The sequence below is a fragment of the Campylobacter concisus genome, assembly GCF_902460545.1.
In the GTDB taxonomy this organism is placed as follows: domain Bacteria; phylum Campylobacterota; class Campylobacteria; order Campylobacterales; family Campylobacteraceae; genus Campylobacter_A; species Campylobacter_A concisus_AE.
In genome coordinates, this window is record NZ_CABPUE010000002.1 from 1 (window position 1) to 14,713 (window position 14,713).

The 14,713-nt window shown below is 37.8% G+C and carries 15 protein-coding genes; 9 read left to right on the top strand and 6 right to left on the bottom strand.

From position 1 onward, the window contains the following. Positions 1 to 86 precede the first annotated feature (86 nt). The 6 genes from FZ949_RS01810 to ccoG form a co-directional block, all read right to left on the bottom strand. Positions 87 to 314, bottom strand: coding sequence for a hypothetical protein (locus FZ949_RS01810; RefSeq protein ID WP_021090435.1), 228 nt, complete (start codon positions 312 to 314; stop codon positions 87 to 89). Between the two features lie 16 nt (positions 315 to 330). Continuing rightward, entirely contained in the window at positions 331 to 1,713 is a 1,383-nt protein-coding gene (locus tag FZ949_RS01815) for an efflux transporter outer membrane subunit (RefSeq protein ID WP_148790051.1), read from the bottom strand. Further along, complete coding sequence (locus FZ949_RS01820) at positions 1,703 to 4,828, bottom strand: efflux RND transporter permease subunit (protein ID WP_103580145.1); 3,126 nt, start codon at positions 4,826 to 4,828, stop codon at positions 1,703 to 1,705. The genes FZ949_RS01815 and FZ949_RS01820 overlap by 11 nt, the downstream gene beginning before the upstream one ends. A 10-nt stretch (positions 4,829 to 4,838) precedes the next feature. Then, a complete protein-coding gene (locus FZ949_RS01825; RefSeq protein ID WP_103580144.1) occupies positions 4,839 to 5,999 on the bottom strand; it encodes an efflux RND transporter periplasmic adaptor subunit in 1,161 nt (386 codons plus the stop codon). 108 nt (positions 6,000 to 6,107) lie between these two features. Then, a complete protein-coding gene (locus FZ949_RS01830) occupies positions 6,108 to 6,737 on the bottom strand; it encodes a TetR/AcrR family transcriptional regulator (RefSeq protein WP_148790052.1) in 630 nt (209 codons plus the stop codon). Between the two features lie 30 nt (positions 6,738 to 6,767). After that, entirely contained in the window at positions 6,768 to 8,093 is a 1,326-nt protein-coding gene (gene ccoG / locus FZ949_RS01835) for a cytochrome c oxidase accessory protein CcoG (protein WP_148790053.1), read from the bottom strand. A gap of 143 nt (positions 8,094 to 8,236) precedes the next feature. Between ccoG and rpsU the strand changes: the two genes are divergently transcribed. The 9 genes from rpsU (at position 8,237) to FZ949_RS01880 (ending at position 14,581) form a co-directional block, all read left to right on the top strand. After that, on the top strand, positions 8,237 to 8,449 hold the full coding sequence (gene rpsU / locus FZ949_RS01840; RefSeq protein WP_009294994.1) for a 30S ribosomal protein S21: 213 nt from the start codon (positions 8,237 to 8,239) through the stop codon (positions 8,447 to 8,449). A 103-nt stretch (positions 8,450 to 8,552) separates the two neighbouring features. Then, positions 8,553 to 9,185: a DNA-binding protein gene (locus FZ949_RS01845; RefSeq protein ID WP_148790054.1), complete on the top strand. Its 633-nt coding sequence runs from the start codon at positions 8,553 to 8,555 to the stop codon at positions 9,183 to 9,185. Beyond that, positions 9,182 to 9,799 (top strand): UPF0323 family lipoprotein, encoded by a 618-nt coding sequence (locus FZ949_RS01850; protein ID WP_107792872.1) that lies wholly within the window; start codon positions 9,182 to 9,184, stop codon positions 9,797 to 9,799. The genes FZ949_RS01845 and FZ949_RS01850 overlap by 4 nt, the downstream gene beginning before the upstream one ends. Positions 9,800 to 9,802: 3 nt before the next feature. Next, positions 9,803 to 10,984 carry a glutathionylspermidine synthase family protein gene (locus FZ949_RS01855; RefSeq protein ID WP_148790055.1) on the top strand — a complete coding sequence of 394 codons (1,182 nt, stop codon included), beginning with the start codon at positions 9,803 to 9,805 and terminating at the stop codon, positions 10,982 to 10,984. A 2-nt stretch (positions 10,985 to 10,986) separates the two neighbouring features. Next, on the top strand, positions 10,987 to 11,922 hold the full coding sequence (locus FZ949_RS01860) for a D-2-hydroxyacid dehydrogenase (protein WP_107792874.1): 936 nt from the start codon (positions 10,987 to 10,989) through the stop codon (positions 11,920 to 11,922). Beyond that, entirely contained in the window at positions 11,922 to 12,680 is a 759-nt protein-coding gene (locus FZ949_RS01865; protein ID WP_103580137.1) for a hypothetical protein, read from the top strand. The genes FZ949_RS01860 and FZ949_RS01865 overlap by 1 nt, the downstream gene beginning before the upstream one ends. A gap of 17 nt (positions 12,681 to 12,697) precedes the next feature. Next, positions 12,698 to 13,195 (top strand): YajQ family cyclic di-GMP-binding protein, encoded by a 498-nt coding sequence (locus FZ949_RS01870; RefSeq protein ID WP_021090433.1) that lies wholly within the window; start codon positions 12,698 to 12,700, stop codon positions 13,193 to 13,195. A gap of 314 nt (positions 13,196 to 13,509) precedes the next feature. Continuing rightward, positions 13,510 to 14,301, top strand: coding sequence for a YegJ family protein (locus FZ949_RS01875; protein ID WP_107953975.1), 792 nt, complete (start codon positions 13,510 to 13,512; stop codon positions 14,299 to 14,301). A gap of 46 nt (positions 14,302 to 14,347) precedes the next feature. Then, positions 14,348 to 14,581: a hypothetical protein gene (locus FZ949_RS01880; RefSeq protein WP_107953977.1), complete on the top strand. Its 234-nt coding sequence runs from the start codon at positions 14,348 to 14,350 to the stop codon at positions 14,579 to 14,581. Positions 14,582 to 14,713 lie beyond the last annotated feature (132 nt).

The following is a 14,713-nucleotide window of genomic DNA, read 5'->3' on the forward strand; positions in this document are numbered from 1 at the left end:
TTTTTAAAATAAATAATCAAAAATCTAAGAATTTTACACAATGAAGTCAAGAAGTTCATCTAAGGATTTTGTCCTTAGATGAAAGATTAAGATTTTTTGATCGCTCTAATAGGAATAACAAATATTGCTGCGATCACATAAAAAGCAATACAAAAAACAGCCGCCATCATAAATATCTCACCGATATCATAAAAGCTTGACTCAAGCCTAAATGTATCAACGTAATTTATCGCAAACCATAATGCTACGCCAAGAGCGATAGCAAAAACGAAAAAACCCCAAGAAAACAAGAAATTTAATATCTTAGTTCCCAATTTCTCTCCTTTTTAATTATTTTTCTAACTTAAAACCGCCACCAAAAGCCCTATAAACTTCGACTGCACTATCGACCTCATCAAGCTTAGCTGAGACATCTTGTAATTTTGCTTGAAGCAAATTTCTCTGCGCATCAAGAAGCTCTAAATGTCCAATATAGCCAGCATCATATTGCTCTTTAGCAAGCGAGTAAATTCTTTGTTGGGATTGTAGCAAATTTTTCACCTGATCCAAAGAGAGCTTTGCATTTTGCCTTGAAACAAGCGCATCTCTTACTTCGCCAAGAGCCGATTTTACCGCTGCTTCATAATTAACAGCGGCAATTTGTTCATTTGTTTTAGCCACTGCTACATTATTTTTTGTCCTACCAAAATCAAAAATTTTCTGTGCTAAAGAGCCGCCTATGCTCCATGTATTGGCATTTCCAACAAAGATATTTTCAAAATCAATACTTGAAAAGCCAAAAAGTCCAGTAAGTGAAATCGTAGGAAAATACTCAGCCCTTGCAACACCAACAAGAGCATTTGTAGCTTTTAAATCAGCCAGTGCCTTTGCCACGTCGCTTCTTCTTAGCAAAATTTCAGAGCTAATGCCAGCACTTATCTCGGGAGAAGCTGGTAAATTTTGCGAGCTAGCAACAGCTCCACCTAAAATTTCATTATTACTTTTACCAGTCAAGATAGCTATTGAGGTGATAGCTTTTGACTTTGCATTTAATATAGAAGTAAGATTGGTCTTAGCGCTTTCTACTGCTGCCTTGCTTTGCAAATAAGTCATCTCATTTATGCTTCCAAGATCAAGCTGTGTTTTGCGAAGCACTAGCGTGTCTTCATAGGTTTTTAAAGTCTCTCTTAGCACAGCTTCTTGCATATTTAATGAAACTAACGCAAAGTAGCTTTTTGCAACACCTGAGCTGATACTTAGTCTCGCGCTATCGTAGTCAAATTTGGTTGCATTTAGGCTTTCTTCGGCCGCTGCTACATTATTTCTTACTCTGCCCCAAAGATCAATCTCATAGTTTAATCCTAAATTTATATCTGATTTTCTATAACGAGTTTGTGGTTGTTTAGTATACGTTTCCCCGCTACTCTTTGCTTTTTCGTAGCCTATATTTAAATTTATACTAGGAAGCAAATCCGCCTCAGCTACGCCAAGGCTTGCTTTTGCTTTCTCTAAATTTAAATAAGCAACACGTAAATTTGTATTTTTCTCAAGTGCATTTTCTACTAGAGAATTTAAATTTTCATCGTTAAATTCTCTCCACCAAAGATCTCTTATATCGCTTGTCTCATAAGTGTAAGTAGATGTGAAATTTGTATCTACATTTGGCATATCTGGACGAAATGAGCAACCAGCTAAAAACGCTGCCGTTATAAGTATAAACGCCTTATTTTTCATCTTTTTTTGCTCCCTTTTTCCAGTATTTCTCATTTAAATTTTCAAGCAAATAATAAAACATTGGCACGAAAAATATCGCTATCGTAGTTGAAGCGATCATGCCACCAACCACGCCAGTTCCTAGTGAGTGGCGAGAAGCTGCACCAGCACCTGTGCTTATAACCATCGGGAAGACGCCAAGCGTAAATGCAATTGATGTCATTACGATAGGTCTAAAGCGAAGTTTAGCCGCATTTATCGCTGAGTCAAATATGCTCTTTCCACTATCACGCTCTTGCATTGCAAACTCTACGATCAAGATGGCGTTTTTGGCCGCTAGACCTATGAGTAGTAAGAGCCCTATCTCAAAGTAGATGTCGTTTGTTAGTCCTCTTATCCAAACTGCTAGCAACGAGCCAAATACCGCAAATGGTACGGCAGTGATGACTGCAAGCGGGATGAGCCATCTTTCATACTGAGCGGCAAGGATCAAAAAGACAAAGATCATACCAAAGATAAAGGCAACTGTGCCAGTTCCTTGAGAATTTACCTCTTGATATGCCGTTCCAGCCCAGCTTATAGCGTAGTCCTCGCTGCTTAGCGTATCATTTACGACCTCTTGGATCGCTCTTATCGCATCGCCTGACGTGTAGCCAGGTTTTGGATCACCCATGATCTTAGCTGATGGAAAGAGGTTAAATCTATCAACGATGTCAGGTCCGATCGTTCTTGTAAGTGTTGCTACTGAATTTAGCGGTACCATGCCGCCATCATATGAGCGGACGAAAATTTTTCTTAGATCTTCAGGATTATTTCTAAAACTTTCCTCAGCTCTTGCATATACTCGGTAAGATTTACCAGCAAGATTGAAGTCATTTATATAGTAAGAGCCAAAAGTAGCTGCTACCGTGCTAAAAATTTCACTCTCGCTTACACCAAATAATTTAGCTTTTTCTTTATCAACTGTTATCTTAAACTGACGATAATTTGTCTCAAGCGTGGTTCTGACATTTGTTAGCTCAGGTCTTGCGTTTGCTGCTGCAGCTACCTTTCTAGCATCTGCTTCTATCTCGTTGTAACTCTTGCCGCTTTTATTTTGTAGATACATCTCAAAGCCACCAGTCATTGATAGACCCATAATAGGCGGTAAATTTACAACAAATGTCATTGAGTTTTTTGAGCTCCAAAGCATACCATTAAACTGGCCAGCTAATGTATCAGCTCCATTGTTAGCGCCTTTTCTCTCACTCCAATCTTTTAGCTTTATAAAGCTAACGGCTGAATTTTCTCTAAGCGAGCTAGCTAGTATGTCATAACCTGCAAAAGCCATAGTGAACTCAACATTTGGATTGCTTAAAATGGCGTTGCTAATCGAGACTACTTCTTCTTTTGTCTTTAGCATATTTGTTGAAGGTGGAAGTGAGGTGATAACCATTAAAGCACCCTTGTCTTCTGAAGGCACAAGCCCTTTTGGCACAGCATCAAATAGCTTATAAGTAGCAAATCCTAAAATACCAATTACAATAAAGCTAATAATAATATGCCTTAAAATTTTAGCCACTCCGGCCGTAAAGAGTCTGGTGCTAAAGTCAAAGAAGTCGTTAAATTTCTGAACTATCCAAAATGGCTTGCTCTCTTGTTTCTTAAGCATAACCGCACAAAGTGCTGGCGTAAGTGTAAGAGCAACAAAGCCTGAGATACAAACAGAAACAACTAGTGTTAGAGCAAACTGCTTTTGTATAACACCTACAAAGCCTTCCATAAATGAAACTGGCACGAAAACTGCGCAAAGCACGAGTACGATAGAGATAACCGGAGTTTGCACCTCCTCCATTGCTTTAAATGTCGCGTCTTTTACGCTTATATCTTTATCTTCATGTAAAATTCTCTCGACATTTTCTATGACGATAATAGCGTCATCTACGACGATACCTATGGCTAGGATCAGGGCAAAAAGCGTGATCAAATTTATACTAAAGCCCATCACATAAAGCCCACCAAATGTGCCTATTATAGAGACTGGCACAGCAAGCATCGGTATAATGGTGGCTCTAAAGCTCTTTAAGAAGAAGTACATTACGATAAGAACTAGTACCATCGCTTCAATAAAAGTTTTTATAACCTCATCAATTGAAACATCTATAAATTCTGTTGGATTGTAAGCTATGGTGTGCTCTAGGCCAACAGGATAAGTTTTCTTTAACTCGTTAAGCTTTTCTTTTACAGCATTTGCGGTAGCAAGAGCATTCGCATCGTTTTGTAAAAATAGCAAAAGAGGAATAGCCGGTTTGCCGTTTAACATCGCGTCGTTAGCATAGCTAGCTGCTCCAAGCTCTATGGTAGCTACATCTTTTAGCTTCAACACTGATCCATCGGAACTTTTAATTATTATATCGCCAAACTGGGCTGCATTTTTAAGACGTCCATCGGTACGAACAGAATAGACATAAGGATTACCACCATCCGATGGCTGTTCGCCTATCTTGCCAGCAGCGTATTGTGAGTTTTGAATTTTTACTTGAGAAATGACGTCGCTTGGAGTTAGTTTAAAATGAGCTAGTCTATCTGGCTTTAGCCAAATTCTCATAGAATACTCTTTAGTACCTATCAATACTGTATCACCTATACCACTAACCCTTTTTATCTCATCAGCAATATTTAAATTTACATAGTTATATAGTTCGATCAAATCCATATTTGGATTTGTAAAGCCAACAACTTGAAGGATTGAGCCACTTCTTTCGCGCACCGTTACGCCCATATTTTGTACTTCTTGAGGCAATCTTGAAAGGGCGGCTTGTACGCGATTATTTACGTCTATCGTAGCTTGTTTTGACGATGAACCGATCTTAAAATATACGCTTATATTCATCGTGCCAGCAGAGCTTGAGGTGCTTTGCATATATAGCATATTCTCAACACCATTTATCTGATCTTCGATCGCACTTGCTACTGAGTCAGCAATAGTCTGCGCATCAGCACCGCTATATGTCGCACTTACAGAGACAGTAGGCGGTGTAAGGCTTGGATACTCCTCTATTGGAAGCCCCTTGATACCCATAAAACCAGCGATTACTATAATTATAGATATAACAGTCGCAAATATCGGTCGGTTTATAAAAAATCTTGAAAACATTTATCTACCTTTACTTACTCTGTGTAGCGTTTGCATCTTTGCCATTTATAAATTCCGCACTTAGGTCTTTATCAGTTTCAACTGGTGCGCCGACTCCAATTTTAAGGAAGTTATTAACGATTATCTTATCGCCATCTTCAAGACCCTCAGTGACTGCTACCATATTTTTTGTTTGATATCCTGTTTTTAAATTTTTCTGACTTACTTTGCCATCTTTTACGACTAAAACATAAGAGTTTGTAGCGCTTTGTTGAAGGGCAACTTGTGGGATGTTAAAGGCATTTTTTTGAACAAAGCCGCTCATCTTTATATGACCAAACGCGCCTGGTAAAATTTTACCCTCGCTGTTATCAAAGCTAGCCTTTGCCAAAACGCTGCCAGTTGCGGTATTTACAACACTATCTATAAAATTTACTTTACCATTAAAATTTTCGCCATTGACGCTTAACACAGCATCACTATTTAGCTGTTGCCACGAGCCGTTATCCAAATTTGTCTTTCTAGTTAGATTATCCGCATCAGCGATATAAAATTCTGCTTCAATAGGATTTATTTTTGTAAGTCTTACAAGTTTTGTTTGGTTTGCTATGACAAGCGAGCCAACATCTACTTGATTATCGCCCACTACACCGTCAAATGGCGCTGTGATAGTCGTGTAACCAAGGTCGATTTTTGCACTTTTTAAATTTGCTTTTGCACTTACTAAATTCGCATTTGCAATATCATAAGCTGCAACTGCTGCGTCGTAGTCTTTTTGAGAGACTGCACTTTTCTTATAAAGGGCAGAAATTCTTTTAAACTCAGTCTCGGCATTTTTTAAATTTGCATTCGCTACGCCGACAGCTGCATCAAGTGAGTCAAAGCTTGCTTGATATTTTTCTGGATCTATGAGAAATAGCTTCTCTCCAGCTTTTACCTTATCGCCTGGCCTAAAAAACTGCTTTATGATAGTTCCACCAACTTTTGGATAGATAATAACATCTTGACTACTTGTAACTGTTGCGGTGTAATCAAAACTAATAGGTATGTCTGTTTTTTGTGCGATAAAAATATCCACATGAGATAGTGGCATCTGGCGACCTGCTGCCGCTTTATTCTCTTTATTTTCAAAACAACCACTTAGAAATAAAACTGCAACCGAAAGCACAAGAGCACTTTTAAAATTTGCCATAAAAACCTCTCTTAATTTTAAATTTTAATATCATATTTAGTTTTTGTAATAATTGTTACAAAAATTTAAAGTTTTCGATTCTATTAGAAAACAAATAAAAAGTCAATTTTATTTTTTACTAATTCCATTCAAAAACAACTCAACACACAAGCCAACATGCTTTTTACGCTCTCTTTCACTAAGCTTTGGTTCTTCATTTATCAAAAGCGAATCGTAGTAATAAGCTCCTATCACACTTTGTATAAAGTACTTTGCAGCAAATTTGGCTGAAAATTTTGAATCAAGTTTGGCTTTTATCTCATCTCTTTCAAAGAAATTTATAAGCACAAGATTGATCTTTTTTAAAATTTGATCCAAAAACGTCTTACCAAGTTTGCCACCATTTTTAGAACCCTCGCTCATCATTATCCTACCAAGAGAGATATGCCTTTTGCTGCAAGTAATAGAAAATATTATGGTTGCAAATTTGGTTAAAAATTCCTCCAAGCTGTGAGAAATTTTAAGATCTATCTTCTCATCGATCTCTTTTATAAGGCTATCATCTATCTCTTGCTCGATGATCGCCTCAAAAAGCCCCTCTTTGTTCTCAAAAAATGTATAAATGCTAGAAAGTGATCCGCCACTTATCGCTACGATGTCACTTAAGCTTGTTTTTTCGTATCCTTTTTCTAAAAATAGCTCAAGTGCTGTTTTTACAATAAGTTCGTATCTTTTTTTACCCTTTTCTGAGATCGCCATCTTGCTTCCTGTTAATTTTTTGCCATTTTATCATCTTTTAGGATAGATAAAAGTACTTTGTCTTTGCACGCTGATAGCTGGCTCGTCAATGGTATAGGCTTTTATATTTATATGTTTTAAAAGATCTTTATCGCTTAAATTTTCATTTTTTGATTTTAATGTGACGATTACTCGTTGCTTTGCGCCAGCTTTTAATATAAATGGCTTATTTGGATGAGAAATTTCTATATTCTTATCATCTACTTCAAAGTAAAATGCATGCTCTTTATTTTGTGTGTTCTGCACCAAAAATACGTAAGAATTTTCAACTTCATTTTCGCCTAAAATTTTATAAAGCTCGCTTGTTCTATTTATATTTAAAAGCATACTTTCTTTTTTGCCACTCATCAATACCCCAGCTGTTAAGACAATGCCTAAAATAACAAGGTAAGCAACCGTTCTAAAGCGTAAAATTTTGACTCTTTTTTGCTCTTTTATAGAATTTATACTTCTCCACTCAATAAGCGAGCTTTCATCAAAATGCTTCATCACTTTAGCGCAAGCATCGCTACACTCTAGACAATTTATACATTCAAGCTGCATACCTTTTCTTATATCAATGTGCGTCGGACATATCCTCACGCATGCCTCGCAGCCAGTACATAGCGCGCCCTCTTCTTTTGGCTTTTTAAATTTCTCTTGTCCATTATAGATTATGCCGCCTCTTTTTTGATTGTAAATAACTTGGATCGTATCGTTATCAAACATCACTGATTGCACCCTAGCGTAAGGACAGACATAAATGCAAAAATTTTCCTTTAAAATGACGACATCATAAACTAACCAAATAGCTATAACAAGCCAAAATGCAAGCAAAACTCCATGTTCGCTTGGCTCTTTTAAATAAGCAAAAAAATCAAGCGGCGGCACAAAATACCATAAAAAATTTGCCGAAATAACAAGAGCTAAAACACACCAAATTCCAACTGCTAAAGCACGCTTTAAAATTTGTCCTTTTGGCTCATTTTGTTTATTTTGGATATTTTTTCTGATCTTTAAAATTTTAGTTTGCAAAAGATCACGAAATATTGTTCTAAAAATAGTTTGCGGACAGCTCCAACCGCACCAAACGCGCCCTGCAAGTGTCGTTAGAAAAAATATGCTTAAGAACAAAATGATAAATAAAAATGGCAATAAATAAAGCTCTTGCATATCAAATTTTGTAAAAAATAGATCAACCCTGCTCTTATCAAAACTTAGCAAAAATAGTTGCGTGTCGTTTATCCTGATAAATGGCAAAATAAAGACAATAAGCGTGATACAGGCAAAAAAAATGTAACGCCTCTTGGCGTAGCTAAAATGAAGATCCTTTGACATGGTGAGCCTTTTTTGAAATTTTAAGATTATAAATTTTGGGTTATTAAAAAAGTATTAAATATTTTAAATTTGCCTAAAAGCTTAAATTTATGAAAGTTAAACTATACTCACGGCTTATTTTAATCTGAAAGGTGGTGAGGACGTTGCCTGGTATTAAGGTACATCCTAACGAGTCATTTGACGAGGGTTACAGAAAGTTTAAAAAACAAACTGACCGTAATTTAGTCGTTACTGAAGCAAGAGCTAGACGCTTCTTTGAGCCTAAAACTGAGATCCGCAAGAAACAAAAAATTGCAGCTCGCAAGAAAATGCTTAAACGTCTTTATATGCTTAGACGCTACGAGTCAAGACTCTAAAACCAAGACAAAGAGGGCTTTGCTCTCTTTGTTTAACTCTTCTTTTAGCCTTATTTTTTTATAATCAAAGCAATTTTTTTATTTTATTTTAAACGGAAATCCGATGCAAAAGCTAGCTGTAAATGAAGCTGCAGAAATTTTAGGCATAACAAAAGAAGCAGTCTATAATAGAATCCGCCGAGGCTCGTTAAAAACGGTCATTGAAAATGGCACTAAATTTGTCATCCTTGACGAGGAGCCAAGTAGCGAAAAACCCGCAAAGACCGCCCCAAAAAGCACAAAAACTAAATCCCAAAATGATGAGTTTGTAAATTATTTACTAAATGAGTTAAGCGAATTAAAGAGCTTAAATTTAAACTTGCAAGCCGATAAAGATAGGCTTTTTAAAGAAAAGGAGCAGATGCTAATCGAGCGAAAAAATGAAATTTTGCAAATTTATAAAGATAGAGATGAAAAGCTCATGCAGTTTCTAAATGCCATGCAAAGGCCGCTTTTAGCACAAAAAAATGACGATATGCCAAATAACGAAGCGATAGAGGCCGAGATAGAAAATGAGTCAAAATGGATAAATTTAAGTGAATTTTTAAAGGAGCTAAATCTAAAGCCAAAGGCAACGAAAAAAGCCAGTGAAAAGATAATAAAAGCGATACATCACTCAAAATTTATAAAATTTAAACGAGGCGTGATACTTGTTAGAAGACATAAAAATTTAAAAGAGTTGATAGGAGAGATATGAAACACATTAAAAAAATAGCTACTTATGCTGCGGTAGGCGGATTTGGTGCGATCGTTATGGCTGGCTTTGCTGGTTGTGGCAGTAACAATGGCGGTGATGAAAATGCACTAAACGAAGTTGCGCAAAAAAATGGCGCCTTTGTCATTATCGAAGAGAGTGCACCTGGAGTTTATAAAATTTTAGAAGAGTATCCAAGTACTGAAACTAGAGTTGTGCTAAAAGATATAAACGGTACTGAGCGTGTGCTAAGCAAAGACGAGATCGATAAACTCCTAGCTCAAGCAAACGCAAATATTGACAATGGCACTTCAAATTTAACAAAAACGAGCGACGCACAGCTAAGTAGTGGCGGTCTAAGCCTTGGTGAGACGATACTTGCCTCTGCTGCTGGCGCGATACTTGGTAGCTGGATAGGTAGCAAGCTTTTTGGAAATCAAAATTTCCAAGCTACTCGTCAAAATTCTTACAAAAATCCAAGCGCATACACAAGAAGCGTTGATAGCTTTAATAAGCAAAAAGCGGCAAATTCTGCCGCAAGAAGTAGTGGTGGCAAGAGTGGATTTTTCGGTGGTGGCTCAAAATCAAGCTCTAGCTCATCAAGCTTTGGAGGCTAAAAAATGATAAATTTAAGAAAAATAACGCCATTAAATAACGAATTTATGGAAAAAATCGGCTTTGCGTGGCACACAGATAATGACAATAGCTCATATATCGCAGATGAGATAGTACAGGTGAAAGCAAGCGAGGCGGATGCTTATTATGAAGCAGCAAACGAGTTATATGATATGTATGTAAATGCCGCTCAGTACGTCATTGACAACAACCTTTTTCACGAGATAGGCATACCGTTTAATCTCGTTGATAGCATCAAAAAAAGCTGGGAAAATGACGTTCATTGGCACCTTTACGGCAGGTTTGATCTTGCAGGCGGACTCGATGGCAAGCCGATAAAACTGATCGAATTTAACGCAGATACGCCAACGGCAGTCTTTGAGACAGCGATCATTCAGTGGGCGATGCTAAAGCTAAATCATATGGATGAAGCAGAGCAATTTAATAACCTTTACGAAGCTCTAAAGCAAAATTTTAAACGCCTTATTACGCTTGGCGATGATAATGTAAATTTTGAGGATGTTTACGAGGGCTGGGGGATACTCTTTAGCTCTATCGCTGGCAGTATCGAGGATGAGCAAACCGTGAAATTACTGCAATACATCGCAAAAGAGGCTGGCTTTAAAACAGACTTTGCTTACGTTGATGAGGTTGTTTTTGACGATAATGAGGGCATTTTTAAGGGCGATAAAAATTTCGAGTACTGGTTTAAGCTTGTACCTTGGGAGAGCATAGCGATCGATGAAGGTGAGCTGGCTCTCATACTCTCAAATATCATCAAAAATCAAAAAGCTATCATCATAAATCCAGCCTACACGCTACTTTTCCAAAGCAAGGGAATTTTAAAAATTCTTTGGGATCTTTATCCAAATCATCCACTCTTGCTTGAGACCTCAAATGAGCCACTAAAGGGCAAAAAATATGTGAAAAAGCCGGTATTTGGTAGAGAGGGAGCAAACGTCTCGATACACGATGAAAACGGCGCACAAATAGCAAGTAATGACGGCGAATACGACTCAAATAAAGCTATCTATCAAGAATTTTACGAGTTTAACCAAGATGAAAGAGGCGATAACTACCAAGCAGGCGTATTTTACGCTTATGAAGCGTGTGCGCTTGGATATAGAAAGGGTGGCAAAATTTTAGATAACTACTCTAAATTTGTAGGACATTTCATTAAGGACTAAAGATGAAGATCGTTTGTTTAGACGCGGCAACGCTGGGAGAAAACGTAGATCTTAGTGTTTTTAAGAAATTTGGCGAGTTTATCAGCTACCAAAAAACAAAAAGCGAAGAGATCGTGCCCCGTCTAAAGGGCGTTGATGTCGTCATTACAAACAAGGTCATCATCGACAAAGCCGTGATGGACGCGCTAAATTTAAAGCTCATTTGCATAAGTGCAACTGGGATGAATAATGTCGATCTAGAGCATGCAAAAGCCAAAAACATAGCTGTGAAAAACGTCGCTGGCTACTCAACCGCAAGCGTCGTGCAGCACACGTTTGCCTTGCTTTTTGGGCTAACAAATCACATCAAATTTTATGATCACTACGTAAAAAGTGGCGAGTGGGTGAAGAGTGAAATTTTCACCTATCTTGGCGCAGATATCAGCGAGATCGCTGGCAAAGAATTTGGCATCATCGGACTTGGCGAGATAGGACGCAGCGTGGCGTCAGTGGCGCGTGCATTTGGCGCAAACGTGAGCTACTACTCGACAAGCGGAGCAAATAAAAATAGCGAATTTAAGCAAAAAAGCTTAGAGGAGCTACTAAGAAGCAGCGACATCATCAGCATCCACGCACCGCTAAATGGAAAAACTAGAAATTTACTAGGCGCAAATGAGATAAATTTACTAAAAGATGATGCGATAGTGCTAAATTTAGGACGCGGCGGCATAGTGGATGAAGCTGCGATGGCAAGGGCGATAGATGAGAGAAATTTACGCTTTGGTACGGACGTTTTGGAGAGCGAGCCAATGAGCGAAAATAGCCCATTTTTAAATGTAAAAAATAAAGAAAATCTACTCATCACGCCGCACGTAGCGTGGGGCAGCTTGGAGGCTAGAAAGACGCTCATCGCAAAGATTGTCACAAACATCGAAAATTTCATCAATGAGAGCAGATAATGGGCTATGATATAAGCTATCACGCCATTAGCGAAGATGAAATTTCAAAGTGGTATTTTGAGGCACTTGAGCTTGCAAGGGCTGGTAAATTTGAAGAGGTTTTAGCGCTTGCTAGCAAGGCTGGCGTAGAGGAATTTTACGCCCAAAAGTACAAAGATACACTAAGTGCTGCATTGCAGTATAAAGACGATGAAATTTTTAACAAAACTCACGGCTTTTGTATCGCCGTTACACAAGGATTTTTTAGAAAATATTTCTACACTCGGGGCACAGCGTTAAGCTCTTTGGCGCAGCAAAACGAGAAATTTAAAAACTACATCAGTAACTGGCGAGAAATTTTACCAAGCGAGTTTTTGGATAAATTTAGTGGCGAAATTTACAATGAGATCACCGAAAACTACTGCTGTGGCGCTTATACAAATGCTAAAAACGTAGCTAAACTAAAGGCTGACTATGAAGAAGGTGGCGAGATAAAAGAGGCGATTGATAGCTTTTACGCTCAAAATTTACCTGCATTTTTAGATGCGCTAAACTACGCATGCGAGCTAGAAATAGGCCTGCTCGAGGCCACTGAGGTCGTGGAGCCAAATCCACTTGATCTAAACAAATCAAGCTCATATTCAAATCTCTTTAACTGTGATCCAAATGGAGCTATCATCTACGCACAAACTGCGATGCAGCAGATTAGCGAGGCAGTAGAGCAAGAAGAGACTGGCAAAAAGTCGATTTTTGAGAAGATCAAAGGGCTATTTAAATAAATTTGAAAGGACAAAAAATGGCAACCGAACATAGCTTTGATATAAGTGCCGAGGTCGATATGATGGAGGTTAAAAACGCTCTTGAGACGGCAAAAAAAGAGATCGCTGCGAGGTATGACTTTAAGGGGCTTGCGGCCGAGGTCGAGCTAAATGAAAAGGAGAAATTTATCACACTTCTTAGCTCAAGTGACAACAAGATCGATGCACTAAAGGATATAGTTATCTCAAAGCTCATCAAGCGCAACATACCACCAGTTGCGATCACAGAGACAAAAAGAGAGCCAGCAAGTGGTGGAAATTTAAAAGCTACGCTAAAACTAAACGACACGCTTGACGCTGAAAACTCAAAAAAGATAACCAAAGCGATCAAAGACTCAAAGATCAAGGTGAGTGCGCAGATAAGGGGCGAAGAGATCAGAGTAACAAGCAAAAGTATAGACGATCTACAGGAGTGTATAAAGCTGGTTAGGGGGTTGAACCTAGAACTCCCAATAAGCTTTAAAAACCTCAAGTAGCAGCTTCTCGTGAGTGCCTTTAAACGAGCTAGAAAAATTTTCACTCAGCAGGCTGTATGCCTAGCGCAGACTTATTTTTTCGTCGCAATATTTAAATCCATCTCACGACATTTTTGTTTAAATTTGAATTTGGTAGGCTAAATTTTGAAATCATCACGTAATTTTTGGATTTAAAATTTTGTAGGATTTTGGGCTAAATTTGCGAAATTTCGCATAGTTTTTGTATTTAAAATTTGGCGTATTCGTGGGTGAAATTTCGCCTTATCGTTTTATTTAAATTTGATCTATCTAAAATTAAAAATAAGGACAAAAAAATGAGCTTTTTTAAGAAAATTCTCGGTAGACAAATCGATCTTGGTAAGCAAATGCCAATCTATTTTGTAAGTAGCGACGAAGACTACATGCAGCGTGCGTTTGAGCAGGCCAGAGAGAGCTTTAGATATTTTTGGCGTGAGGTTTACTGGGAGCGCCACAGGATCGTCCCTATGCTTGACTATGCGATGGTAAAAATTTGCTTCTTAGATGTCATAAATGGCGAAGAAGTCGGTGAACATATGTGGATAGACGATGTGGAATTTGACGGCGAAACGATATATGGTACGCTCATAAATGAGCCTGATAGCGTGCAAAACGTGAAATTAGGCGACCAAATAAGCGCAAAGATAGACGAGATGAGTGACTGGCTCTTTTCGATAGATGGACGCGCATACGGCGGATTTAGCGTGCAGGCGATGCGCTCACGCATGCAAAAGAAAGAGCTAAAAGAGCACGATAAAGAGTGGGGGCTTGATTTTGGCGATTTTAACGATATTTTGGTAGTTTACGAGCAAAAAGAGCACCCTGAAAATTTGATAGAGCATCCAATGAGCAAAAATACGTATGAGCAAGTAAAGCAATATATAAAAGAGCACCCAAATATGGTCACGGATGCTGATGAGTTTGGCTATACGCAGCTTCATAACGAGACGATCGCTGGAAATTTAAATCTTGTAAATCTCTTGCTAGAAAACGGTGCTGACAAAAATGCCCGTACAAAAAGTGGCAAAACGGCGGCTGAATTTGCTGAGAATTTGGGCTGGAGCGAAATCGCAAAGGTACTTAGGTAGTTAAATTTGTAAATTTAAAGACGTTTTAAATAAAAAGGTCTAGGGCATGAAAAGCTTTGAGAGATTGGTTGAAGATAAAAATAGAGTTATTAAAGATTGCGAAGATTTTATTAAAGAACTCAAAGATATTTCTTTGCGAACCAGTAATATTTCAATTTTAATTAAGTTACTTTCGGCAAAGAAAGAAAAATATTTAGAATTAAAGTATGATAATTACAAAGAATCAGCGCTATCCGTAGAGAATCTTGATGAAAAATTTATAGGCAAATTGTTTTGCTAGAAAAACAAGGTATTTTTGAGTCTAGTGAATCAAGAAAGAAATCAAACAAATTGCTAAAGCTAAAAAATATTTTAGAGGAACTAGAAACTGCAGATATTAAAAAATATGATAATTATTCAAATGAACTTAGGG

Bases quoted from the DNA above. Each gene is read 5' to 3' on its own strand.
- FZ949_RS01815 (WP_148790051.1), bottom strand. From the start codon at position 1,713: ATGAAAAATAAGGCGTTTATACTTATAACGGCAGCGTTTTTAGCTGGT.
- FZ949_RS01820 (WP_103580145.1), bottom strand. From the start codon at position 4,828: ATGTTTTCAAGATTTTTTATAAACCGACCGATATTTGCGACTGTTATA.
- FZ949_RS01825 (WP_103580144.1), bottom strand. From the start codon at position 5,999: ATGGCAAATTTTAAAAGTGCTCTTGTGCTTTCGGTTGCAGTTTTATTT.
- FZ949_RS01830 (WP_148790052.1), bottom strand. From the start codon at position 6,737: ATGGCGATCTCAGAAAAGGGTAAAAAAAGATACGAACTTATTGTAAAA.
- ccoG (WP_148790053.1), bottom strand. From the start codon at position 8,093: ATGTCAAAGGATCTTCATTTTAGCTACGCCAAGAGGCGTTACATTTTT.
- FZ949_RS01845 (WP_148790054.1), top strand. From the start codon at position 8,553: ATGCAAAAGCTAGCTGTAAATGAAGCTGCAGAAATTTTAGGCATAACA.
- FZ949_RS01850 (WP_107792872.1), top strand. From the start codon at position 9,182: ATGAAACACATTAAAAAAATAGCTACTTATGCTGCGGTAGGCGGATTT.
- FZ949_RS01855 (WP_148790055.1), top strand. From the start codon at position 9,803: ATGATAAATTTAAGAAAAATAACGCCATTAAATAACGAATTTATGGAA.
- FZ949_RS01860 (WP_107792874.1), top strand. From the start codon at position 10,987: ATGAAGATCGTTTGTTTAGACGCGGCAACGCTGGGAGAAAACGTAGAT.
- FZ949_RS01865 (WP_103580137.1), top strand. From the start codon at position 11,922: ATGGGCTATGATATAAGCTATCACGCCATTAGCGAAGATGAAATTTCA.
- FZ949_RS01870 (WP_021090433.1), top strand. From the start codon at position 12,698: ATGGCAACCGAACATAGCTTTGATATAAGTGCCGAGGTCGATATGATG.
- FZ949_RS01875 (WP_107953975.1), top strand. From the start codon at position 13,510: ATGAGCTTTTTTAAGAAAATTCTCGGTAGACAAATCGATCTTGGTAAG.
- FZ949_RS01880 (WP_107953977.1), top strand. From the start codon at position 14,348: ATGAAAAGCTTTGAGAGATTGGTTGAAGATAAAAATAGAGTTATTAAA.